Source organism: Roseburia sp. OM04-10BH (assembly GCF_003462605.1).
GTDB lineage: Bacteria > Bacillota > Clostridia > Lachnospirales > Lachnospiraceae > Roseburia_C > Roseburia_C amylophila.
Genome location: NZ_QTZI01000002.1, coordinates 113,688 through 139,187, shown reverse-complemented (window position 1 = coordinate 139,187; position 25,500 = coordinate 113,688). Strand labels below are relative to the sequence as shown.

Sequence of the window (25,500 nt, the reverse complement as noted above, 5' to 3'; positions counted from 1 at the left end):
GGAGAAGAACATGGAAATTAGTAAAGAGCGTAAAGAAGAATTATTAGAGACCCATCTTTTGAATTATGAAATGCCGGATGAACAGGAACTTGCAAAGCTTACTTTAGAGGAACTGGAATTTCTGATTCGTTCTGCAGAAGTACATCATAAGAAGAAAACCTTTGTGGCAGATAACTTTTTAAAGAAGATAGAAGTGTTTAACAAGATTCTGGCAGATAAAATAAAGGGATGCAAAGAGCTTTACTGCGCATGGGACAAGCATACCGGTTACCCGCGTGTTATGGGGGATGGAAGTGTATTAATCTTTTCAACGAAAGAATTTGCCCAAAAGGCAATAGAACATTATAAAGAGCAGAATGTAGAACTGGAATTAAAAGGAATCAGAGGAGACAAGCAGATGTTCTTCTGGGCAAACCTCCACTGGTGGGGTATGGAAGATCTGATACTGGATGTGGGAAGCTATTCCTGCAGATTAAAAAGAGATGATTTGCTTCCACCACCGGATTTTTCCGAGCTTTCCAAAGCGCAGATTCCGGTTGTAAATCCGGCTCTGATTCTTGCAATGGCAAGACACAGACAGATTTTATTTGAAGAAAAGAAAGATGAACAGTGGAAACGTGCGGAGCAGTTCTTATGTGACCGTATGTTAAAAGAGGTAGTCCGCGGGGAATTCTTATGTCCGGTAAAAGTGGTAGAGGACCCGAAGGAAGAAAAGGATGCAGACGGAAAAAAGGGAACAGCCCTTCAGTTTGCATTGTTACAGGATAGCAATGGAGCACAGTGGATGCCGGTGTATACAGACTGGCAGAGTTTCCAGAAGATTTATAATGTAAAGGAATGGAAGGGACAGAAAGTCAGTTTTGACCAGCTGATGAAGATTGCAGGAGAGCGAGATTTTGTAATCAATCCGGGCAGTATGGAACTTCGGGTAGAAGAGAACCGGAAGAAAATTATTATAGGTTATTTCAAACGCTATAAGAGGCAGGAAGCTGAGATGGCATCTGGCAATCTTGTTGAAAAGAAAACGGGTGTATTTGTTGGTGAGCCAATTGCGGAGGCGGATGAACTGAAACAGATACTCAGTGAATATATGAAGAAACAGAAGAATATCAAGAAAGCATATCTGGTAACGAAGATTGAACGTAAGGATGACATTAGTTATTTGCTGGTTGTAGAGTTTAAGGGTGAGAGAAAGAGCGTCTTTGAAGGAATTGCTGAAGCTGTAAAGCCGTCCCTTGGCTATATGCGTCTTGATATGCATGAAGCAGACGAAAAGGCAATGGAGCTGATTGGTGAGGTTGCACCATTTTATAAAAAGACTTTTCTGGGATTGTAAATTGCAGGAGGAAATATGGAACAAAAAGAATTAGATGGCAAAGTCTGGGAAGTAAGTGGATTCGTATTTGAAAATGAAGAACAGGCAAAATTGGCAAAAAAGGAAGTGGAAGGAATCCAGTACATACATGATAATATGAACATGGATAATCCACAGATGGTACAGGAAATCTACCAGAGAATCATGGCTCAGGAATTGTTCCATACACCGATAGGATATGCCTATCTAAAAGAACTGCAGGATTATCTGAAAGGACTGCCCGGGGTGGATGCATCCGAAATACCAGGTATTCCGGTGAAAGATATGGGCTTAGACCTTGACCATGTAGCTGGCAAAGAAAAATCTGGTGAGCACCAGAATGAAAATACTGATAAAAATTCAGAGGAACAACAGGAAACGAAATTACAGAAGCGCTGCCGCATCTTACTTTCTGTGAATATTGTGCTGATTATCATTGTTATTGCCATGTTTGCCATCAGCCTTACCAGTGGCAGTACCACAATCTTAAATTATGAGACGAAAATCATTAATAAATATGAAGAGTGGGAACAGGAACTGGATGAAAGAGAAGCGGCACTGGATGCTTTGGAAAAGCAGAATTAAATCGCAGAAGAACACAAATTTGACATATTTATCCGTTAAACTATAGAAAAAAGAAGAGGGAAGCAAATATGGAAAAACGTAAAATTCTGGTGGTAGACGATGAAAGCCGTATGCGTAAGCTGGTGAGGGATTTCCTGGTAAAACAGAACTTTGAAGTGTTAGAGGCAGGAGACGGAGAAGAAGCCTTAGACGTATTTTATAAAAATAAAGATATTGCATTGATCATTCTGGATGTTATGATGCCGAAGATGAACGGCTGGGATGTATGCCGGGAAATCAGGGAAAGTTCCAAGACACCGATTATCATGCTGACAGCCAAGAGTGAAGAAAGTGATGAACTTTTAGGATTTGAACTTGGTGTGGATGAATATATCAGTAAACCATTCAGCCCGAAGATCCTGGTGGCAAGGGTAGAGGCAATTTTGCGGAGAACCGGCAATTATACAGAAGATGATGTGCTGGAAGTAGGTGGCATTGTAATGGACAAGGCTGCCCACATGGTAACAATTGACGGCAAAAACATTGATTTGAGCTATAAAGAATTTGAGCTTCTGGCATATTTCATGGAGAATAAGGGAATTGCTTTATCCCGTGAGAAAATTCTGAATCATGTATGGAATTATGATTATTTCGGTGATGCCAGAACCATCGATACCCATGTGAAAAAGCTGCGCAGCAAGATGGGCGAAAAAGGGGATTATATCAAGACAATCTGGGGTATGGGCTATAAGCTGGACATTGATGCACCGCAATAGAATGTGATAAGGTGGAAGATATATGGCAAAGAATAAGAAAAAGCAGCATTCCATTACAACGCAGATTACATTGACTATCGTTGGATTAGTGGCCGGCACGGTATTACTGTGCTGGCTTCTTAATGTTACCCTGCTGGAAGGCTATTATACCCGCTATAAACAGGAAGTGCTGGAAAATGGGTTTCAGCAGATAAATGCGGCCAGTGAACAGGGAATCTTAAATACATCAGATTATGATATAGATTTTGAAAAAATCTGTTCCAATGGTAACCTGACGATTTTAATCATTACATCTGATGGTACAGTAGTGCGTTCTTCTACCAATGGTGTGGAAAATCTCAGGATGCAGTTTATGGAAATTATCATGGCAAGTGTGCAGAATGATGATATGCATCTTAATATGAAAGTACTGAAAGCAAACGACAATTATGTCATGGGAGAAAAAGAGGATACCAGGCTGGAATCGGATTATCTGATTCTCTGGGGAACCCTGGCAGATGGTAATCTTTTGCTGGCGAGAACTCCATTGGAAAGTATCAAGGAAAGTGCGCAGGTGTCTAATCGTCTGCTGATGGATGTAGGAGTTGTTGCGGTAATAGTGAGTGGTATTATCATTTTTTTTGTTACCCGTCGTATTACTAACCCAATTCTGCAGCTTACAGATATATCCAAGAAAATGGCAGAATTCGACTTTGATGCGAAGTATGAGGTCAAGGGAGATAATGAGATTGAACAGTTGGGCGAGCATATGAACCAGCTATCGGAAATCTTAGAGCGGACCATATCGGAATTAAAGAGTGCCAATAATGAATTGAAGATAGATATCGAAAAGAAGGAACAGATTGACGAGATGAGAAAAGATTTCCTGTCAAATGTTTCGCATGAGCTAAAGACACCGCTGGCACTGATTCAGGGTTATGCAGAAGGCTTACAGGAATGTGTGCAGGACGATCCGGAGAGCAGAAATTTCTATTGTGAGGTCATTACAGATGAAGCAGAGAAGATGAACCGCATGGTAAAGAAACTTCTTACTTTGAATCAGCTGGAATTTGGGAATGATGCTATTGTGATGGAACGGTTTGATATCACCGAACTGATCCGTGGAGTAGCTGCCAGTAATGCCATTATCTTAGAACAGAAAGGAGCTATTCTGGAATTTGACGAGCAGCCGCTTTTTGTGTGGGCGGATGAATTTAAGATAGAAGAGGTTATAACCAATTATCTGAGCAATGCAATCAACCATTTGGAAGGTGAAAACCGGATTAAAATTTCTTATGAATGTAAGCAGGATGTAGTAAGAGTCAGCGTGTTTAATACCGGAAAGCCGATTCCGGAAGAAGACATTGATAATATCTGGATTAAATTCTATAAGGTAGATAAAGCAAGAACCAGAGCTTATGGAGGCAGCGGAATTGGTCTGTCCATTGTAAAAGCAATTATGGATTCCATGCATCAGCAGTGCGGAGTCATTAACCATGAGGATGGTGTGGAATTCTGGATAGAATTAGACACCAGCAATCGCGATGATAACGAGGAAGAATGTGAAATAACTATTGCCTGAAAGCCGGAAAAATGCTAACATGGGAATAGATTGATAAGTTAAGGAGCGCCTATGAGGGACAGAAAGATAAAAACAACGGCATGCGTGCTGTTGGCTGCGTTATTATTAGGCGGATGCGGAGAGCAGCCGATTGAATTAACGGAGCAGGAAGAACAGACAATTGTAGATTATGCAGCACATGTAGTATCAAAGTATAATATAAAGCAGCAGGATGGAATTGTAAGACTATCGAAGAGTGAAGAGACAACAGAGACTGCAGATACCGAGGCTGTGGAACAGCCGGATTCCACTGAGCAGATGCCATCAGAAGGTGGAGATGCAACAGGAACTCCGGAGAATGCGGCATCGGACAACAGTGTGTCCTTAAACGATGCAGTAGCAATACCGGGTATTGATACGCAGTACACCGGTGCGGAATTTGCAACAGCTTATCAGCAGAATTCATCCTATATGGTAGAGCCGGATGCCGGAAATAAATACCTGGTTTTACATTTTCATTTAGAGAATGCTGGAACGGAAGCAGTAGCTTGTGATATGTTAAGCCGCAAGGTGTCATTCCGCGTGACGTTAAATGACAGCGTGGAAGCTGTTGCACAGGTCACAATTCTGTTAAATGACTTTGGAACATATCAGGGAACTATTGAAGCAGGAAGTGGTACAGATACAGTTTTACTCTTTGAGGTGCCGGAAAGTACACCGGAAGATTTGAGTAAAATCTCTCTGGAAGTAGTCGAAAACACGGTACATAAGACCTGTAATCTATAAAATGGTAAAAATATCTAGAGAATTGTAAAAAAACGGTGCATTTTTATGTGATATTATGTTATAATTCGAAATAGAAATATTCTAAGAAATGACCTTGGGAGGAAAACATAAATGGAGACAAATATTCTGTTAGAAAATGGTACGAACGAACTGGAAGTGCTGGAGTTTACTTTAGGGGATAATCATTACGGAATTAACGTAGCGAAGATTCGTGAGATTTTATCCTATCAGCCGGTAACCCCGGTACCAAATGCACATCCGAGTGTGGAAGGAATCTTTATGCCACGAGATACCATGCTGACGGTAATCAGCCTGAGAAGATGCCTTGGTATGCAGGATGAAGAAGGAAAAGGTTTGTTTATTATCACAAACTTTAATAAATTAAATATTGCATTCCATGTAGATCAGGTTATTGGAATTCATCGTGTCTCCTGGTCAGAGATTATCAAACCGGATGCAACAATTAATGTCCAGGACAAGGGTGTATCAACCGGAGTCATTAAACTGGATGGACAGTTGATTGTTATTCTTGACTTTGAAAAAATTATTTCTGATATCAGTCCGGAAACAGGACTTAAGGTATCTGATGTAGAGCATCTGGAAAATCGTAACCGTAATGATTCCCCGATTATGATCGCAGAGGATTCCCCATTATTAAGTAAATTGATTACAGATTGTCTGAAGAAAGCAGGTTATACCAACCTGAATGTCAATATGAACGGACAGGAAGCATGGGACAAGCTTTGTGCTTATGAGAAAGCCGGCAATGTAAAAGATAAAGTACATTGTATTATTACAGATATCGAGATGCCATTGATGGACGGACACCGGTTAACAAAACTGGTAAAAGAGAACGATAACATGCATGATATTCCGGTAATCATTTTCTCTTCCCTGGTAAATGATGAAATGAGAAGAAAAGGTGAATCACTCGGAGCAGACGCCCAATTGACTAAACCGGAGATTGGAAGTCTGGTACAGGCTATCGACAGACTGATTGACCAGACTGGAAAGTAAGGAAAGAACGCAGACAAAGGGGTGTGATGTTACATCACATCCCTTTCCTTTACGCTGTCCGGCATCTGCTGGGAGATGTTGTGGCAGACCCTGTAAGCAGATATACAGGCAACTTGGATACATGGAGGTATAAATTTGAGTAAGAGTGAAGATTATCTGGACGATTTGCTGAATTCAGTTTCAGATGCTAACAGAAGAAATAATAAGAAGGATATCGAGAATCTGATTCAATCAATGAATGAAGAAGCTGCAAAGCCAAGAGAACGGGAGAAAAAGCCGGTGGAAAAGAAGCACGAGGACTACTCCGGCACAGGATTCCAGCGTGAATTTGAACAGGAGCTGGCAACAGGAGCAGCAGATGATTTCCTGCAGGAATTCGAAATGGAATTAGACGAAGAGGCATCAAATCAGGCAGATATTGATGTCAATGAAGACAAGACATCCGATGTCGAGGAAGCTTCGGAGTCAATCTCATCAGGAACCACAGATATGGCAACAGATGAGTCTGCAGCATCAGATATGATGGAAGATGTGAATGATATCATGGATGCGGTCCGGAAGAAGGTTGGAGATTCCGGAGAGGAAGAACATATGGATACGTCGAAAACACCAGAAGATGATGCTTCCGAGGAAGAAGAGCCTTTAGGCTTTTTTGATACTCTGGATGAAGATTCTGCGGCAGAGATACCAGAAGCATCAAAGACAGAATCTGAGGAAGAGGAACCACTTCTTTCAGAAGATGATGATGCCATTAATCTTATGGATATGTTATCCGGAGATGCTGACTTATCCGATATCGGCGATTTGCTGAAAGCAGATGAAAATGGAGAAGAATTAGAGCATTCAGAAGATGAGGACAGTGAGGTCCAGGATGAATTTGAACGCCTTGGAAGTATCGAAGAATTAAAAGATTTAAAGGAAGCAAAGGAAAAGAGAAAAAAACAGGGATTCTTCAGTAAAATTATGTCCGTTTTATTTGGACCGGATGAAGAAGAGGATGATACAAAGATTGCAGAAGATGACAGCCTTGGCAGCATTTCATCTGAGAACAGAGAAATCTTAAAAGAGATGGATGCAGACGAGGGAGCCGGTAAGAAGGGCAAGAAAGAGAAGAAAAAGAAAGAGAAAAAAGAAAAGAAGGAAAAGGCGAAGAAGGAGAAGGCGCCAAAGGTAAAGAAAGAGAAGCCTCCAAAAGAAATAGACCGTACGCCACCTCTTCCGAAGAAGCCGGTTATTCTGATTTTTATTATGGCACTTTCCCTTCTAATCTTGATTTTGCTGGGAAGCTCCAATTTACAGTATGGGCAGGACATGCAGCAGGCAAAGGATGATTTTGCAAGCGGCTCCTATGTAACAGCATTCCAGACCGTAGCCGGTTCTTATGTAAAGGGAAAAGACGAGAATTTCTATAAGAAGGCACAGGTGCTGGCTTCCATACAGAGCGAATATCAGTCTTATGAGAGCTTAAGCGGAATCAATGAAAATGAAATGGCTTTAGACGCACTGATTCGTGGATATGGCAGATGCGTAGATGGCGCAGACCTGGCTCAGGAATATGAGATAACAGACGAAATGGCAGGACTGAAGAATCAGATTTTGCAGCAGTTATCAGACCATTTTGGTGTATCAGAGGAAAAGGCAGCAGAATTGCATGCGATGACAAAGAGAACAGATTATACAAAGGCAATTCAGGGGATACTTGCAGCAGCAGGACTGGAATAGGAGAACATTATGATAGCAATTATTGACTATGATGCAGGAAACTTAAAGAGTGTGGAAAAAGCATTAGCATATCTGGGTGAGGAAAGCGTAATTACAAGAGATTTTCATACCATTGAACAGGCAGATAAGGTGATTTTACCGGGCGTTGGTTCTTTTGGTGTGGCAATGGATAATCTGAAACGCTATGAACTGGACAAGGTTATCCATGAAGTCTGTGAAAGAAAAGTGCCATTCCTTGGAATCTGCCTCGGACTTCAGTTAATGTTTGAAGGAAGCGAAGAGTCAGAAGGAGTAGAGGGACTTGGGCTTTTAGAGGGAAAAATTGTGCGGATCCCGGATACCTATGGACTAAAAATTCCGCATATCGGTTGGAATTCCCTGCATTTACAGAATAATGGAAGACTATTTCAGAATGTGCCGATGGATGCCTATGTATATTTCGTGCATTCCTATTATTTACAGGCAAAGTATGAAGAAATTGTAAAAGCAACTACAGAATATGGAGTCACTATTCATGCATCTGTGGAGCAGGACAACATCTTTGCCTGCCAGTTCCACCCGGAGAAGAGCAGCTCCGTTGGACTGAAGATACTTAAGAACTTTGCGTCATTACAGGGAGGTGTGAAATAATGTTTACCAAGAGAATTATTCCATGCCTGGATGTCAATGATGGAAGAGTTGTAAAAGGTGTGAACTTTGTGAATTTAAGAGATGCCGGTGACCCGGTGGAAATTGCGGCAGCCTATGATAAAGCCGGAGCAGATGAAGTGGTATTTCTAGATATTACAGCATCTTCGGATAACCGTAATACAGTAGTAGATATGGTAAGACGTGTAGCGGAAAATGTATTTATTCCATTTACCGTAGGCGGAGGAATCCGCTGTGTAGAAGATTTTAAAGTGCTGCTTAGGGAAGGTGCAGACAAGATTTCCATTAATTCTTCTGCAATTAATACACCACAGTTAATCAGTGATGCGGCAGACAAATTCGGAAGTCAGTGTGTGGTTGTTGCCATTGATGCGAGAAGAAGAGAAGATGGCAGCGGCTGGAACATTTATAAAAATGGCGGAAGAATTGATGTAGGTATTGATGCGGTAGAATGGGCAATGAAAGTCGAGAAGCTTGGAGCCGGAGAAATTCTTTTGACCAGTATGGACTGTGATGGCACGAAAGCCGGTTACGATTTGGAACTGACCAGACAGATTGCAGAAAATGTATCTATCCCGGTCATTGCTTCCGGTGGAGCCGGAACGAAAGAGCATTTCTATGAAGCTTTGACAGAGGGTAAAGCAGATGCAGCACTGGCAGCATCATTATTCCATTATAAAGAACTTGAAATTATGGACCTTAAGAATTATCTTGCAGGTCGCGGGGTATCAGTAAGGAGATAAAACTATGGCAATGATTACCAATGACTGGCTGGACAGTGTATCTGCCGAGTTTAAAAAGCCATATTACAGAGATTTATATGATTTTGTAAAAAAAGAATACAGCACCCATGTGGTATATCCACCGGCAGATGATATCTTTAATGCCTTGCACCTGACACCGCTTTCAGAAGTAAAGGTGCTGATTTTGGGACAGGATCCATACCATAATGAACATCAGGCACATGGCCTTAGTTTTTCCGTACTGCCGGATCAGAAAGAGATTCCACCATCTTTACAGAACATCTATAAAGAACTACAGGATGACCTTGGTTGCTATATCCCTGACAATGGTTATCTGGAAAAATGGGCAAAGCAGGGTGTATTATTATTGAACACGGTTCTGACTGTCCGTGCACATCAGGCGAACTCCCATCAGGGCAAAGGATGGGAGCATTTTACGGATGCCATTATCCAGGCGGTCAATGCCCAGGATCGACCAGTTGTCTATATGCTGTGGGGCAGACCGGCACAGAGCAAAATTCCAATGCTTACCAATCCGAAGCATCTGATATTAAAAGCACCTCATCCAAGCCCGCTTTCGGCATACCGTGGTTTCTTCGGATGCAAACATTTCTCACAGGCGAATGCATTTTTAGAAGAGCATGGAGTAGCACCGATAGACTGGCAGATTGAGAATTTGCAGGATGGATTTTAATGTTGACTTGATACCAATAATGTTAAATAACAAAGCATTGCAGGATTTAATAGGTTTCTATGTCAGGCATAAAATATCGCAGTTCTAAATTACATATTTTTCCTTTTACAATATAAAGTGTCTTTCCAATGTTTGACAAACTATCCGCACGGTTCGTCAAAAGGACGGATGTATGACACAATTTATTAGGGGCACTTAGAATTTCGTATTGCAACCGGCAACGCCGGCACAGGATGTGCCGGCGAGGTGCAATCTGAACATGGATGTGAATTTGCACCGGTTGCCGGGCAAAACACAATATGTTTCGAAATTCTTAGTGCCCCTTATAAATCTTGTGTAACATCCGTCTTTGGCGGACAGTGCGGATAGTCAGTCAAAGCAACGGAAAGACATTTTGTAATCAAGAAAAATATGTGCTAAGAACTGCAGGTATTTCATGTCGAATCAACATAGAACCCCATGAAATCCTGTTATTCTTCGAATTGCCAACATGGTATCCAGCCAACATAAGAAATTATTCCTAAAATGAGGAGTGCCCCGACATCTTTCGGATGCCGAGGCTATTATGAAAAAATATATCTAAAAACATGAGTTTCTTTTGATGGTTCTATAGTATGCTATAAATATGACAAAACTATGAACAAACCATAAAAACTTTGTGAAAAGTTACAATAGATGAAAAAAATCACATAAAAAGTTGTGGATTTTACACAATATTGCAATCCTGTGCCTAAAATGCTATAATAGACTTAACAATAGGCAGACGTGGGACAAGGATGTTACACATCAGATATCAAAGGAGTGATTATATGATAGGCATTTCAAATTATGATTTGAATTCAATTAACACATTGTTTTCCGGATTATCAAATGGAAGCAGAACTTCAAACAGCGGTTTGTTAGGAATTAATATTGCTGATTATTCTGCAATTCGTACCGGTTCCTATTTTAAACTGATGAAGGCATATTATGGTGGAAATGATTCTGCCAGCAAGATTGTAGAGACAAACAAGAAGACTTCAACGTCTACTGCAAAGGATGATACTAAGACATTAGCAAAAATTGAAGATGCTGCGGAAGAGTTGAAGGGTGCATCCGATGCTTTACTGGATAAGACCAAGAAGTCTGTATTTAACAAAGTAACAACAACCGATGCAAAGGGTAATACCACAACAGATTATGATAAAGACGCAATTTATAAGAAAGTAAGTGCTTTTGTAGACAGCTACAATAACCTGCTGAAGAAATCAGAAGATTCCAATACCAATGGAATTCTCAATGCAGTTTCTTCCATGGTTCGGACTACAGATTCCAATGAAAAGTTACTTTCTAAGGTTGGAATTACCGTTGGTGTAGATAACAAACTCAGTATTGATGAGGATACCTTTAAGAAGGCAGATATGTCTTTGGTAAAATCTTTGTTCAATGGAAATGGTTCCTATGGATATCAGGTATCTGCAAAAGCATCTTTGGCAGATTATTATGCAGAACGGGAAGCATCCAAGGGCAATACATATGGTAATACAGGTACATATACCTACAATTATAATACCGGAGAGATTTATAATACGACAACCTAAGTGACCGGTTAATAATTATGATTCGCATAATGACGGTGTAAATGTCAGGTATAAATAATATATGCAAATAACAAGAAATGTGTGTTACAGGAAAGCAATTTTCGGTAAAGCAAAAAAGCAGGTGTTCTGATTGGAACACCTGCTTTCTATCTTAAAAGCTATTTTTAGTTATCATTCTCGTCTTCTTCACTCATGGAGTAAACCTGACGTTTTCTTGCCATTTCATCACTTTCTAAGTATTCATCGTAAGTGGTAATCTTATCAATGAGTCCGCCATTTGGAAGAAGCTCCATAATGCGGTTGGCAGTGGTCTGTGTGAACTGGTGGTCACGGGAAGCGAAGAGTACAACACCCGGGAATTTAATCAGACCGTTGTTTAATGCGGTAATGGACTCCATGTCTAAGTGGTCGGTAGGCTCATCTAAGATTAAGACATTGGAAGCCTGAATCATCATACGGGAGAGCAGTACACGCACTTTTTCTCCTCCGGAAAGGACTCTCATTTTCTTCATGCCGTCTTCACCGGCAAAAAGCATTCTTCCTAAGAAACCACGTACATAAGTAGCATCTTTGATCTCGGAATACTGGGTCAGCCAGTCTGTGATAACAAGGTCAGTATCAAAGATTTCGGTATTGTCCTTCGGAAAATAGGACTGGGAAGTCGTAACACCCCATTTGTAAGTTCCTTCATCCGGCTCCATTTCACCGGCAAGAATCTTAAAGAGGGTAGTCTTGGCAAGCTCGTTGCTTCCGACAAAAGCTACTTTATCATCATGTCCTAAGATAAAGGATACATTGTCTAATACTTTTACACCGTCAATAGTTTTGCTTAGACCCTCTACGGTAAGAACCTCATTGCCGATTTCGCGCTGTGGGCGGAAATCAATGTAAGGATATTTACGGCTGGAAGGTTTGATTTCATCCAGTTCGATTTTCTCAAGGGCACGTTTTCTGGAAGTTGCCTGTTTGGATTTGGAAGCATTCGCAGAGAAACGGGAAATGAACTCCTGTAACTCTTTAATCTTTTCTTCCTTCTTTTTATTGGCTTCTTTCATCTGCTTAACAAGAAGCTGGCTGGACTCATACCAGAAATCGTAGTTACCGGCATATAACTGAATCTTGCCATAATCGATATCGGCAATATGAGTACATACCTTATTTAAGAAGTAACGGTCGTGGGATACGACGATTACAGTGTTGTTAAAGTTAATTAAGAATTCTTCCAGCCATGCAATGGCATCTAAGTCTAAGTGGTTGGTCGGCTCGTCTAAGAGCAGAATGTCCGGATTGCCGAACAATGCCTGGGCTAAGAGAACCTTAACCTTGGTAGCACCCGGAAGGTCACGCATAGTGGTGTAGTGGTCTTCTGTCGGGATGCCAAGACCATTTAATAACATGGCAGCATCGGATTCTGCATTCCAGCCGTCCATTTCAGCAAATTCGCCTTCCAGTTCACTGGCACGGATACCATCTTCATCGGAAAAATCCTCTTTTGCATAGATAGCATCCTTCTCCTTCATGATATCATAGAGACGTTTATTTCCCATGATAACCGTATCTAAAACGGAGTACTCATCATATTTGAAGTGATCCTGCTGCAGGAAGGAAAGACGCTGTCCCGGTGTAATAACCACATCGCCGCTGGTGGAGTCTAATTGTCCGGATAAAATCTTTAAGAAAGTAGATTTACCGGCACCATTGGCACCAATTAGACCGTAGCAGTTGCCTTCCGTGAATTTAATATTTACATCTTCAAACAAGGCTTTCTTCCCGATTCGTAAAGTTACATTGTTTGCACTTATCATAATCAAATCTCCTGACTCTTTGAATTTACGGTGCTTTCATGCTTATGCACCAATTCGTATCATACTAGAAAAACAGTGGAAAAGCAACTAAAACTTCTTATAGAAGAAATTCGTGATTGTTCTTCATTTCGTACAGTCCATAATCTTGATAATCGACAAATAAAATGCTAAAATGTGATTTAGGTCGATAAGACATAAGTTTTTTATTTAAATAAGGAGGAATAAATAATGTCCAGAGCAAAACAATCAATGGACGGTAATACAGCAGCAGCTCATGTAGCTTATGCATACACAGACGTTGCAGCTATTTATCCTATTACCCCGTCCAGCCCAATGGCTGACTCCGTAGACCAGTGGTCCGCAGCAGGTCAGGAGAATATCTTTGGAAATCAGGTTAAAGTCGTAGAAATGGAATCAGAGGCAGGAGCAGCAGGTGCCGTACATGGTTCTCTTGCAGCAGGTGCTTTAACCACTACATTTACCGCATCCCAGGGTCTTTTATTAATGATCCCTAATATGTACAAAATCGCTGGAGAGCAGCTTCCATGTGTATTTGATGTATCAGCACGTACCGTTGCAACCCAGTCCTTAAATATTTTCGGTGATCACAGTGACGTATATGCTTGTCGTCAGACAGGTTTCGCTATGTTATGTGAGACAAACCCACAGGAAGTTATGGACTTAAGCCCAGTTGCTCATCTTGCAACAATTGAAGGAAAAGTTCCATTCATCAACTTCTTCGATGGATTCCGTACATCTCATGAGATTCAGAAAATCGAAAAATGGGATTACGCAGATTTGAAAGAAATGTGCAACATGGACGCTGTAAAAGCATTCCGTGAGCATGCATTAAACCCAGAGCATCCAGCTATGCGTGGTTCTCATGAAAACGGAGACGTTTTCTTCCAGCATCGTGAAGCTTGTAATACAGCTTACAATGAGTTACCAGCTATCGTTGAGAAATACATGGGCAAAATCAATGAAAAACTTGGTACAGATTATGACTTATTCAACTACTATGGAGCAGCAGATGCAGACCGTGTTATCGTAGCAATGGGATCTATCTGTGACGTAGCAGAAGAAGTAATCGACTACTTAACAGCAGCAGGAGAGAAAGTCGGATTAATCAAAGTTCGTCTGTATCGTCCTTGGGTATCTGCTTCCTTATTAAAAGTTCTTCCAAAGACTGCAAAGAAAGTTGCTGTTCTTGACAGAACAAAAGAGCCAGGAGCATTAGGCGACCCATTATACTTAGACGTAGCTACAACATTACGTGAAGCAGGATTAAACGACGTTGTATTATGCGGCGGTCGTTACGGATTAGGATCTAAGGATACTCCTCCTTCATCTGTATTCGCTATCTACAAAGAACTGGAAAAAGATGCTCCAAAGAGCAGATTTACAGTAGGTATCGTAGATGACGTTACAAACTTAAGCTTACCAGAGGTTAAGCCAGCACCTATCACATCTGCAGAAGGAACTGTAGAGTGTAAGTTCTGGGGTCTTGGTGGAGACGGTACTGTAGGTGCTAACAAGAACTCTACTAAGATTATCGGTGACCACACAGATAAATACATCCAGGCATACTTCCAGTATGACTCTAAGAAGACCGGTGGTGTAACAATTTCCCACTTAAGATTCGGTGACAAGCCAATCAAGAGCCCATATTACATCAACCAGGCTGACTTCGTAGCATGCCACAACCCATCTTATGTAACCAAAGGATTCAAGATGGCCCAGGATGTTAAACCAGGCGGAGTATTCATGATTAACTGCCAGTGGTCAGACGAAGAGTTAGCTCATCATCTGAATGCTGAAGCAAAGAAATACATTGCTGATAACAACATTCAGTTATATACAATCAATGCAATTGACAAAGCAATTGAAATTGGTATGGGTAAACGTACCAACACAATTTTACAGTCTGCATTCTTCAAACTTGCAAACGTTATGCCTATCGACGATGCAGTAGAATTCATGAAAGCAGCAGCTAAGAAATCCTACGGTAAGAAGGGTGATGCTGTCGTAGAAATGAACTACAAAGCTATCGACGCTGGTGTAGACGCAGTACATAAGGTTGAAGTTCCGGCATCCTGGTCTAACCCAGAAGCAGATCCAGCTCCGAAGGAATTAACCGGACGTCCTGAGACTGTTAAGATGGTAAGAGACTTAATGGAGCCAATCTCCAAGATGGACGGAGACAGCCTTCCAGTATCTGCATTTGCAAAGAATCCGGATGGACAGTTCGAACATGGCGCAGCAGCATATGAGAAACGTGGTACAGCCGTAACCGTTCCTACATGGGATGCTGAGAAATGTATTCAGTGTAACCAGTGTGCATTCGTATGTTCACATGCAACCATTCGTCCATTCATGTTAGACGAAGCAGAAGTAAAAGCTGCTCCAGAGCAGACAAAACTTGCTGATACAAAGCCAAAGGCTGGCGAGTACAAATATACAATGAGCGTATCTCCATTAGACTGTATGGGATGTGGTGAGTGTATTACTGTATGTCCAGTAGGCGCAATCGAAATGGTTCCTCAGGAATCACAGGCAGATCAGCAGCCAGTATTCGATTACTTAGTAGCAAACGTTGGAAAGAAACCTGGTATGCCGGCAGACAATACCGTTAAAGGTTCCCAGTTCAATCAGCCATTGCTTGAGTTCTCAGGCTCTTGTGCAGGTTGTGCAGAGACATCTTACGCTCGTTTGATTACTCAGTTATTTGGTGAGCATATGTATATTTCCAATGCAACAGGATGTTCTTCTATCTGGGGCGGTCCTGCAGCAACATCACCATATACAGTAAACAAAGATTCCAAGAAAGGTCCGGCTTGGGCAAACTCCTTATTCGAGGATAACGCTGAGCATGGTCTTGGTATGGAAATCGGACAGAAAGTTCTTCGTGAGCAGGCAATTGCAAGCGCTAAGAAATGTGCTGAGTCTGATAAAGCAAGCGCAGAATTAAAGGCTGCATTTGACAAGTTCGAAGAGACTAAGAATGATACAAAAGCTAATACACCTGCAACAGAAGCATTAGTTGCTGAGTTAGAGAAAGCTGCAGCAGCAGGATGCCCGGATGCTAAGGATGCATTAGATAAGAAGAATTACCTTGCTAAGAAGTCCGTATGGATCTTCGGTGGTGACGGATGGGCTTACGATATCGGCTTCGGCGGATTAGACCATGTACTTGCTTCCGGTGAGAACGTAAACGTAATGGTATTCGATACAGAGATGTACTCTAATACAGGTGGACAGGCTTCTAAAGCTTCTAACATCGGTGAGGTTTGTCAGTTCGCTGCTTCTGGTAAAGAAGTTGGCAAGAAGAGCCTTGCAGAAATCGCTATGAGCTACGGCTATGTATATGTAGCACAGATTGCTCTTGGTGCAAATATGGCAAATGCTGTTAAGGTAATTGCTGAAGCAGAAGCATACAACGGACCTTCACTTATCATCGGATATGCTCCATGTGAGTTACACGGTGTTAAGGGTGGAATGAACCACTGCCAGGATGAGATGAAGAAAGCAGTAGCAGCAGGTTACTGGAACTTATTCTCATACAACCCGGCATTGAAAGCAGAAGGAAAGAACCCATTCACATTGACTTCTAAGCCAGGTGATGGATCTTACCAGGATTTCTTAAATAACGAGACACGATACAGCAGATTAACACGTTCCTTCCCAGACAGAGCAGAAAAACTGTTCAAAGCATCTGAGGAAGCTGCAAAGGCTCGTTATGAACATCTGTTAAGATTAGTTGAACTTTACAAATAAGATTAGCTGATTGGACAGAAGAATCTGACGATTAGGTAAAATAAAAGAGACGTAATTTACAGAAATGTAAGTTATGTCTCTTTTTTTACTTTATAAGAACGATATCAAATTAAATTAGTCTGATTATTTCGTTAGAAAAAATCAAATCTATATGCCAGAATATGACATAATTCTATACAAAAAAAATATATACTTACATTCAACACAAAAGAAAAATCACATGCATGAAAAGACAGGGGAAGGTCATAATAAGGGCAGCAAAAGAATAACAGGGGGTGCAGTTTGTGGCAGATAAGGATTTCCGCAAGCTGAAGCGCTGGGAGTTGATTGAAATTATAGAGGGACTCCAGAAGGATTTGCAGGAAACTACAGAAGAAAATGACGGGAATAAGGACAAGAAAATAGAATTAGATGTGGCACTTCAAAGTATACGGGCGGAACAGGCTCGCAGAGAGAAGAAGCAGCATCTTTTCAGTGCACTCGGAATACTGCTTGTGGTGGCAGCAATTTCAGTATTGATTGCAACGAGATTAGTACCAGTATTGCAGGTTTCGGGCAAGAGCATGGAACCGGCATTAGAGAATGGTGAACTGGTAGTAATAAAGAAGACTACAAAAATCAAACAGGGAGATATCATCGGCTTTTACTATCAGAGTAAGATTCTTGTAAAAAGGGTCATAGGAACTGCAGGTGATTACATAGATATAGACGAAGACGGCAATGTATATGTAAATGGTGAAAAATTAGATGAACCATATGCAATAAAGAAAGATTTAGGGGAATGTGATATTGATTTTCCTTATCAGGTGCCGGAAGGCAAATATTTTGTGATGGGAGACCATCGTTCGGTATCGGTTGACAGCCGGAGTTCAGCTATTGGGTGTGTGGCAGAAGATCAGATAATTGGAAAGGTGGCTTTTCGATTCTGGCCATTGAGTAAAATGGGATTCCTTAAATAGGGAGAGATAGGGATATGCAGGAAAATGTAAGAAAACATGTAAAGAAAGCAGAAGAAAAGAGAAAAATCCGCAGAAGAACAAAAATTTTACTGGGGATATGCTGTGTTCTTGTGGCGGTGGGTGTAGTCTGGGGACTGATTCTTCCGGGACTTGCAGCAACAGGAAATAAGGAAACAGAGCAGACATCAGTCGGAGGCACGATTAGTGAGCGTATTAACTTGAGCGTTTCACAGAAGAGTCCGGATGATGGGAAAAATGGACAGATTCTGTATGCAACCGTTAGTGCAACCAACTCAAATCCGACAGATACAGATCTGGTACCGGTTCGTATCCGGATTAGTGATTTGCCGGAAGGAGTTACATTGACCGGTTTTGAAGAAAGTGATGTTATGCAGGTTACTTATAAAGCGGTCAGTGAAACAACAGAAGAAACACTGGAAGTAAAACTGGTAGAAGAGGATGATGAGACCTACATAGAGTTTGAACCACCTGCAGGTTCAACCGTTTCCTTCGATTTGCAGTTTAATTCCTTAAATGGAATTATGGAAAAGGATTCCAAGGTAACATTGACACCGGAGATTCCGGATCAGAAAGACAATGATGTGATTTCTGAACCGGCAGAATTAATCTGGCATGGAACAAATCTCTGGCAGGATTTGAAAAAAACTGTCAGCAAGGAAATTATTCCGGTGAATGGAAAGGCAAATACGCTGGAAGGAACATTAGATTATAGAATCACTGCAAACAGTATGAATCCATGCGGAGTTGGTGATACGGGAGCAATCTGGACAGATCATGTAGAGTTGAGTGATGTATTGACATTACCGGATGGAATCAGCTTTCCGGAAGGAACCAAGGTCAGTGAAGATGGTGTTTCCATTGTGGATAGCAATGGAAATGTGATTTTCCAGTTTACTGATCTTCAGGGAGGAACCGTTACAAACCTGACATTGGATGGAAAAACTGTTACATATAAGATTAGTGTGCCGAACCAGTATATGACAAATGGTGTGCCAACAAGAGAACAGGAGCATCTGAATGTAAGTGCAAGTCTGAATGTATCAAAATTAGTATTAACAGATAATTATATTACAGCAGCTGCAGAAAAAGTAAAAGAGGATGTAATTACAAATCATGTTGATTTTGAATCTGTTCCTTATAAAGAATATGAACATACAAAATTGTCTGCAGATGTAAAGTCAAGACCAGAAATAAAAGAGGACTTTAAAATTGTTAAGACGGCGGATAAGAAAGAAGTAATTGCCGGTGATACCATTAATTATACGATTACGGTAGAAAATACGGGAAACAATCCGATTAAAGGAGAAGCTTCAGATGGAAGCGTTTATAAGGTGACAGATAAATTGCCAGAGCATCTGACGTTGACATCGGAGCAGATACAGGCAATCCGTGATAAAGGAGCAGAGTATGACGAAGCAGCCAGAACAATAAGTTTTACACCTGGTACATTAAAAGCCGGTGAAAAGGTCTCATTTACTTTTGCAGCTAATGTAAAAAGCCAGGAAGAAATGGCAAAGTATAAAAATAATACTTCCATTCATAATAAAGCTTCTTATAAAGATAAGAGTTCAACAATAACGGTTATTTATAAAAAGCCGGAACTCATTATTGAAAAGAGCGGTGATAAGAAGAATGTAAAAAATGGTGATTTAGTTACTTATAAGATAACGATTGAAAATATGGAAGATTATAAGACCATTGAACAGACGATAGAGGATACTCTGCCAAAGGGGCTTGTTTTCCAGTATGTTATAGATAAGAATGGAGCACAGGTTCCGGAGGGCGAGACGGATTTTGTGGCAGAGTCAACCAATGCGACCGGTGGATGCCGCAATGTTGGCTTAAAGATAAATGATAAAATATTGACATTTTCTCTTGGCAGGCTGAATGCAAAGGAGAAGGTGACCATTAAGTATGTATGTAAGGTTGATGTTAATGAACTGCCGGAGGCTTCTGATTATCATTTTAAGAATTATGTAGAGAGTACTTCAACCGGTGAGAATTCTGAAATTGTAATTGAGACTGAAAATCCGATTACAGTAGATAAGAAGGTAAATGGCGGGGAAGGTGGAGAAACCTTTAAAGCAGAGGAATTATTTAAATACAGCATAACGATTACAAACGCTGATGGAGATGCCGCATATAAGAAAGACGGACTGTCATTGACAGATGATATGCCATATCATGTTTTTCCTTCGGATGAATACAAGATTTATAAGGCAAAGCAGGCAGGAACGTTAAATTCCAGATATCCAAAAAATGATGAGGAACTGGTAGAGGCTGGTATCAGCTGGAAAGAGTATGTAGAAAATACATCTGACTGGGGAACTTATTATACAAAGATAAATGGTGAATATGTGCAGATAAGGAGATACTGGATTGGCAAGAGCAATGGAATGAATATCAGTGCACATAAAGGAATCCGTTTAATCTGGAGGATTGGCACCATGTCACCGGGTGAAGTAATTGAAAAAGAATTCAATGCTTACATTTATATGGATGATAAAGAGAATGAACAGACGGGAACTTTTACTTATACCAATAGTGCAACCGTAAACGGAATGAAGGATACAGTAACGGTAAAAGGGGAACCGGAAGGAAAACAGGAGCTGGATCAGGCGGTAGATGTGCAGAAGAGTGTGTGGGCAATTCTGGATCAGTTCCATCAGTGGAAGACCAGCCAGTTAAAAGATAAGTCCATATTCTCTAAGAGTGTAAATGAAGGAAATTATCTCGGAAATTATGTGATTTACAATATTACAGTAACAAATACAGGAGAAGATCCGGTTCATATTGATACATTGGAAGATCATATGGCGGATGGGTTGGAATATATTGGAATACGTCCGAGCCTGGGATATACGCTTCCGGTTCAGATTGAAAAGAGCTATAGTGAACCGATTAAGTCAAACGACTGGAACATGGCGCAGGTAACTAATATCGATGGCAGAAGTCTGGTAAGGGATGTTACCATTGCAATGACCAATGATGATAAGGAAAACCATATGGTTACCTTTACGATTGGAGACGATGGCAAAGGTTATGATTTGCCGGCAGGAAAGAATCTTTCATTCTTTGTGATGTGCAAGGTAAGTAAAGACGTGGAATTAGATGTTCCAATTACCAATACCGTGGATTTACTGGTAGATAAGGATGTGGAATATCGTGAGAATCCGAATGACATTACAATGAGAGGAACCAGAGATGATTCCAGACAGAATAACGGCACATCGGAAGATAAAGGAATTGTAGGAGAAAAGCGTGTTATTTCGTCATCTGTAATGATAACACCGAAGGATGTAATTGTTCCGGGAATTACCAAGAAAGCAGTGTCCTATATACCATCTGGTAAAAATGTGGAAGATGCTGTTGAATTGGAAGAGAAGGACAATATACAGCCGAATGTAACGACAAAGTGGCTGTTGGAGTTACGCAACGATGGAACCATTCCGATCTGCGATTATACAATTAAAGATTCTGTTCAGTCTCCGTTCCATATATTGTCGAAAGAAGAGGCAACCAATAAAACCCTTCACCTGGGACTTGACAAAAATGCTTTTGTACTGACCATTTATGATGAGGATGATAATGTACTTCATAAGTATGATTTGTCTGAAGAAGTATGGAAGCTGATACCGGATAATGCGACCCACGAGTTTTCACTATATCTGGAGGGAAAAGAATATCAGATTCCTGCAGGTGGAAAAGCGGAGTTTACGGTATATACCAGAAATACAGTATATGAGAACAGGATTTATGAAAATACTGCATATCTCCTGCCGGATGATCCGTTTGATGATAACAGTGTAAAAACGGGAGAACTGGTGACGGATGACAGTGGAAAATATATTGGAGTAAAAGCTTCTGATTGCGTTTATGCATTGGGTGATTACGGTTCATTCTCATGGAAAACGGTAGAGGAAACCGGTAATTCAGATAACCGGGGAAGCGGCTATCTTGGACTGGAAGGAAAGAATTACATTTATCTGGATGAAGATGGAAAAGATGTGGTTTACACCAACAATATTGAAAATGTCAGCAATAACTCCTTTACACAGATGGTTATTGTAGACAGTATGCCACATATAAATGATACCGGAGTACTGAACCAGAAAGAAAAACGAGGAAGTGAATTCTCTGTTGCATATGCCGAAGGACTGGAACTCTTGGTAACGGAGGAGAGTGGCACAAAACGGCAGCTGGAAGAAGGCGTGGATTATTTTGTGGAATTTTCAAATCTGGTAAGCTTTACTGAAGCTGATATGTCGGGTACTTCAACAGAACAGTGGCATTCCTTCTGGCAGTCAGATGATGTGTCCTTCCGTATAAAGATGGCAGATACCTTTGTATTAAAGAAGGGCTGTATTCTTACCATGAAATATAATGGAGTAGTAGGAGAGAATGCAAACCCGGGTGAGACTGCATGGAACAGCTTCGCATACCAGTATACGGCAGAAGTAAACGGAAATGAAAAAACACTGCGGGCAGAGCCTCCAAAGGTCGGAGTAAAGATTTATAAGAAACCGGTAATTGAGAAAGACGTTCTGGATGCGTATGGAAATGAACTTCCGTATGATCAGACAAAAACCTTTACTTTTGCATTATATAAGGGTGATTCAATGGAGGAATCTGATTATATTACAGAATTTACCGTATGCCAGGGTGGATCGGTTGCATTGAAGACCATTACAGACCAGAATGGCAATAAGGCGTTGGAAGATGGTCAGGTCTACACGGTAAAAGAAAAACTGGTAAATGGTTATGAGTTAGTTGGAATAGGTCAGAAGGGTACAGAATTAAGCAAAGAAAATAAATATACCTTTACCTATTATGATAATCTTGATAGTATTTCGATTCAGGTTAAGAATCAGGAATATGGTTATGAACTTCCGGCAACGGGAGGAACTGGTACTACTGTTTATACTATAGGCGGTGCAGCAATTATGCTGGCGGCATTCCTATTGTATGGATACCGGATGCGACGGAAAAGAGAAGGGGGGGCAGGCGTATAAGTCCCCTTTTGAGAAAATCCGTTTCAGGTATCAAATATAATTAAAAGTTAGAGAAGGAGAACAAAAATGAAAAAATTGAAAAAACTTTTTGCAGCAATGGTTGCAATGGTTATGGCATTCGCAATGGGTGTTACTGTTTATGCAGCAGATATTACAATTACGAACGGTGCAAACGGTTCTGAGTATGCAGCTTATAAGCTGTTGAATGCTACAGATGGTGGCGACGGAAAATTTGCATACACATTAAATGATAAGTATGCATCAGCATTAAAAGAAGTAACAGGAAAAACAGATGATAAAGAAGTTATTAGTTATATTTCAGAACTTGATGCAGATGGCATCCGTGCATTTGCAGATGCAGTATTTGCAAAAATCAAGACATTAGAGCCGGAAGCAAAAACATCCGATGATAAATTTAGCGGTGTTGATCAGGGTTATTACCTGATTGCAGAAACAAAAACAGGTGATGAAGGTGATACCTATTCCCTTGTTATGTTAGACACAGCTGGAAATGACAGCGTAACTGTAACAACAAAGGAAGACAGACCGGAACTTGAAAAGAAAGTAAAAGAGAAAAATGACTCTACCGGTGCAGAAAGTGACTGGCAGGATGCAGCAGATTACGATATCGGAGATGATGTACCGTTCCAGTTAACCGGTACTGTAGATGCAAAATACGATAACTATGGAAGCTATTATTATGCATTCCATGATACCATGTCTGACGGACTTACTTTCAATGCAGATTCTGTAACTGTAACAGTGGACGGAACAGCAGTAACAACCGGCTATGAAGTAGTTACAGAAGATTTAGATGATAGCTGCACTTTTGAAGTTCGTTTTGCAGATTTAAAGAATATCAAAGCAGTAAAAGCTGGAAGTAAAGTAGTTGTAAATTACACCGCAAAACTGAATGAAAATGCAGTAATCGGTGAAGGTGGAAACACCAACGTATCCAAACTGGAATACAGCAACAATCCTTATGGGGATGGCACAGGTGTAACTCCGGAAGATAAAGTTATTGTATTTACATATAATTTAATTGCAAATAAGGTAGACGGTAACAATGCTCCTCTTGAGGGTGCAGGATTTACCCTTTACAAATTAGACAGCACTACAGGTGATTATGTTGCAGTTGGAAATGAGATTACAGGAGTAACAACCTTCTATTTCAAAGGTGTAGATGCAGGCCAGTATAAATTGGTTGAGACAACTGTTCCGGCAGGATACAATAAAGCAGATGATCTTGTATTTTCAGTAGAAGCAACCTATGATACAACATCAGATAATCCGGAATTAAAGACATTAGTAGTAAAGGATGCTTCTGGAAAGGTTGTTTCAGAAGGAACAGAAGCAATCTTTACAGCAACTTTAAGAACAGGTGCTGTATCCACGGATGTACAGAACTTAAGTGGAACTGAACTTCCTGCAACCGGCGGTATCGGTACTAAGATTTTCTATACCGTAGGTGCAATTATCATGATTGTAGCAGCTGTATTGTTAATCGCAAGAAAACGTACTGCAAAAAACTAGAATTTTAAGATGAACGGCGGTAATTCACCGGGAATTTCCGGTGAACCGCCGGTTTATACACGAACGAGACTGGAAGAAAATTCCCGCTCGCTGGGACTTTGACAGCATTAGGGAGAAATCTATGAAGAGGACATTAAAGAAATTATTTAAGAAAGATAAACTGAATGTAATGTTAGTGTTTGTTTTTATCATAGGTCTCTCCGTGATGCTGTATCCGCCAATTAGTTCTTACTGGAATTCAAAAGTCCAGTCAAGAGCCGTTGCGTCTTATAGTAATGCCGTAAAATCACTGACAGAAGAAGAAAAAGACACAATGTTAAAAAAAGCTGATACCTACAATGAAAAATTAAAGGATGTGAACCGGCCATTTCTGAATTATGCAGAGGCTGGCGATTATAACAGCATTCTTGATATTTCCGGCACCGGCATCATGGGTTATGTTACAATTGAAAAGTTAGGTGTGGAACTCCCGATTTATCATGGAACTTCGGAAGGAGTATTACAGGTTGCAGCAGGCCATTTAGAGGGCAGTAGTTTGCCGGTTGGAGGAGAAGGCACACATAGTGTTCTTTCTGCACACAGAGGACTTCCGTCTGCAAGACTTTTTACAAATCTGGATAAAATGGAAGCAGGAGATACCTTTACCGTTACCGTATTGGATCGTAAACTGACTTATCAGGTGAATCAGATTAGAATTGTAGAACCACAGGAAATTAATAATCTTACAATTGAAGAGGGAAAAGATTATTGTACATTAATGACCTGCACTCCATATGGAATCAATTCTCATCGGCTGCTGGTAAGGGGTGAGCGGATTTCACAGGAGGAAAGCGGTAACTTTGTGACGGCAGATGGATATCTTGTTAATACTTCTGCAGTTGCAATTGTAGTTGCGATTATATTACTGTTCTGGATTTTACTGGGACTTTTGATTTGGCAGCGGTTTAGTTGGAAGAGGAAAAAGGAGTAGGG

The 25,500-nt window shown here is 40.7% G+C and carries 17 protein-coding genes; 16 read left to right on the top strand and 1 reads right to left on the bottom strand.

The window, feature by feature from the left end; translation table 11 throughout:
* The first annotated feature begins 10 nt into the window (after positions 1 to 10).
* From DXB43_RS03085 to DXB43_RS03035, 11 genes are all read left to right on the top strand, one after another.
* The gene (locus DXB43_RS03085; protein ID WP_117946718.1) at positions 11 to 1,336 is read left to right on the top strand and encodes an enhanced serine sensitivity protein SseB; all 1,326 of its coding nucleotides are present in this window, start codon (positions 11 to 13) and stop codon (positions 1,334 to 1,336) included.
* Between the two features lie 15 nt (positions 1,337 to 1,351).
* Positions 1,352 to 1,939 (top strand): hypothetical protein, encoded by a 588-nt coding sequence (locus tag DXB43_RS03080; RefSeq protein ID WP_117840800.1) that lies wholly within the window; start codon positions 1,352 to 1,354, stop codon positions 1,937 to 1,939.
* 68 nt (positions 1,940 to 2,007) lie between these two features.
* Positions 2,008 to 2,694 carry a response regulator transcription factor gene (locus DXB43_RS03075; RefSeq protein ID WP_022242424.1) on the top strand — a complete coding sequence of 229 codons (687 nt, stop codon included), beginning with the start codon at positions 2,008 to 2,010 and terminating at the stop codon, positions 2,692 to 2,694.
* 22 nt (positions 2,695 to 2,716) lie between these two features.
* The gene (locus DXB43_RS03070; protein ID WP_117946716.1) at positions 2,717 to 4,255 is read left to right on the top strand and encodes a sensor histidine kinase; all 1,539 of its coding nucleotides are present in this window, start codon (positions 2,717 to 2,719) and stop codon (positions 4,253 to 4,255) included.
* A gap of 51 nt (positions 4,256 to 4,306) precedes the next feature.
* Positions 4,307 to 5,020 carry a DUF4352 domain-containing protein gene (locus DXB43_RS03065; RefSeq protein ID WP_117946714.1) on the top strand — a complete coding sequence of 238 codons (714 nt, stop codon included), beginning with the start codon at positions 4,307 to 4,309 and terminating at the stop codon, positions 5,018 to 5,020.
* A 111-nt stretch (positions 5,021 to 5,131) separates the two neighbouring features.
* On the top strand, positions 5,132 to 6,037 hold the full coding sequence (locus tag DXB43_RS03060; RefSeq protein WP_117698212.1) for a chemotaxis protein: 906 nt from the start codon (positions 5,132 to 5,134) through the stop codon (positions 6,035 to 6,037).
* A gap of 135 nt (positions 6,038 to 6,172) precedes the next feature.
* Entirely contained in the window at positions 6,173 to 7,759 is a 1,587-nt protein-coding gene (locus DXB43_RS03055; RefSeq protein WP_117946712.1) for a hypothetical protein, read from the top strand.
* Positions 7,760 to 7,768: 9 nt separating this feature from the next.
* Positions 7,769 to 8,389, top strand: a complete 621-nt coding sequence (gene hisH, locus DXB43_RS03050) for an imidazole glycerol phosphate synthase subunit HisH (RefSeq protein WP_117946710.1) — start codon at positions 7,769 to 7,771, stop codon at positions 8,387 to 8,389.
* On the top strand, positions 8,389 to 9,150 hold the full coding sequence (gene hisF / locus DXB43_RS03045) for an imidazole glycerol phosphate synthase subunit HisF (protein ID WP_022242430.1): 762 nt from the start codon (positions 8,389 to 8,391) through the stop codon (positions 9,148 to 9,150). The genes hisH and hisF overlap by 1 nt, the downstream gene beginning before the upstream one ends.
* 4 nt (positions 9,151 to 9,154) lie before the next feature.
* Positions 9,155 to 9,844: a uracil-DNA glycosylase gene (locus DXB43_RS03040; RefSeq protein ID WP_117946708.1), complete on the top strand. Its 690-nt coding sequence runs from the start codon at positions 9,155 to 9,157 to the stop codon at positions 9,842 to 9,844.
* An 809-nt stretch (positions 9,845 to 10,653) separates the two neighbouring features.
* Complete coding sequence (locus DXB43_RS03035; RefSeq protein ID WP_117946706.1) at positions 10,654 to 11,424, top strand: flagellar filament capping protein FliD; 771 nt, start codon at positions 10,654 to 10,656, stop codon at positions 11,422 to 11,424.
* A gap of 164 nt (positions 11,425 to 11,588) precedes the next feature.
* Here DXB43_RS03035 and DXB43_RS03030 read toward each other — a convergent pair whose 3' ends face one another.
* Positions 11,589 to 13,229, bottom strand: a complete 1,641-nt coding sequence (locus DXB43_RS03030; protein WP_022242433.1) for an ABC-F family ATP-binding cassette domain-containing protein — start codon at positions 13,227 to 13,229, stop codon at positions 11,589 to 11,591.
* 228 nt (positions 13,230 to 13,457) lie between these two features.
* On the opposite strand from DXB43_RS03030, the gene nifJ reads away from it, so the two are divergent.
* From nifJ to DXB43_RS03005, 5 genes are all read left to right on the top strand, one after another.
* Positions 13,458 to 17,003: a pyruvate:ferredoxin (flavodoxin) oxidoreductase gene (nifJ, locus tag DXB43_RS03025; protein WP_117946704.1), complete on the top strand. Its 3,546-nt coding sequence runs from the start codon at positions 13,458 to 13,460 to the stop codon at positions 17,001 to 17,003.
* A 284-nt stretch (positions 17,004 to 17,287) separates the two neighbouring features.
* A complete protein-coding gene (gene lepB, locus DXB43_RS03020) occupies positions 17,288 to 17,962 on the top strand; it encodes a signal peptidase I (RefSeq protein WP_243006628.1) in 675 nt (224 codons plus the stop codon).
* Positions 17,963 to 17,976: 14 nt separating this feature from the next.
* The gene (locus DXB43_RS03015) at positions 17,977 to 22,995 is read left to right on the top strand and encodes an LPXTG cell wall anchor domain-containing protein (protein ID WP_117946702.1); all 5,019 of its coding nucleotides are present in this window, start codon (positions 17,977 to 17,979) and stop codon (positions 22,993 to 22,995) included.
* 66 nt (positions 22,996 to 23,061) lie between these two features.
* Positions 23,062 to 24,528 (top strand): isopeptide-forming domain-containing fimbrial protein, encoded by a 1,467-nt coding sequence (locus tag DXB43_RS03010; RefSeq protein WP_117946850.1) that lies wholly within the window; start codon positions 23,062 to 23,064, stop codon positions 24,526 to 24,528.
* Between the two features lie 121 nt (positions 24,529 to 24,649).
* Positions 24,650 to 25,498 (top strand): class C sortase, encoded by an 849-nt coding sequence (locus DXB43_RS03005; RefSeq protein WP_117946700.1) that lies wholly within the window; start codon positions 24,650 to 24,652, stop codon positions 25,496 to 25,498.
* Positions 25,499 to 25,500: the final 2 nt, after the last annotated feature.